The sequence below is a fragment of the Streptomyces sp. GbtcB6 genome, assembly GCF_019091475.1.
Lineage (GTDB): Bacteria > Actinomycetota > Actinomycetes > Streptomycetales > Streptomycetaceae > Streptomyces > Streptomyces hyaluromycini.
The window spans coordinates 1-234 of sequence record NZ_JAGXJL010000493.1 but is presented as its reverse complement, the minus strand read 5'-3'; the positions used below and the strand labels follow the sequence as shown (position 1 = coordinate 234).

Here is a 234-nt window from a genome sequence, read left to right as displayed (position 1 = left end):
CCTTGTAGCTGGCGAGCAGCAGGGTGAGGACGAGGATCGGGGCGCCCAGCGCGACCAGCTTGACCAGGAAGAGCCGGGTGGGCAGGACGCCCAGGGAGAACTCCTGCTGGCGGGGCCGGTCGCGGAACTCCTGCCAGACCACGGCGGCGGTCAGCACGGGGCCCACCAGCAGCCTGATGTTGGGGTAGTTGGTGTGCGGGCCCACCTCCGGGGGGGGGGCGTTGCCCAGGATCT

The 234-nt window shown here is 71.4% G+C and carries 1 pseudogene; it reads right to left on the bottom strand.

The annotated features are described in order from the left end of the window. Positions 1-234: pseudogene (locus tag KVT45_RS55765) on the bottom strand (sugar ABC transporter permease); the annotation flags it as partial.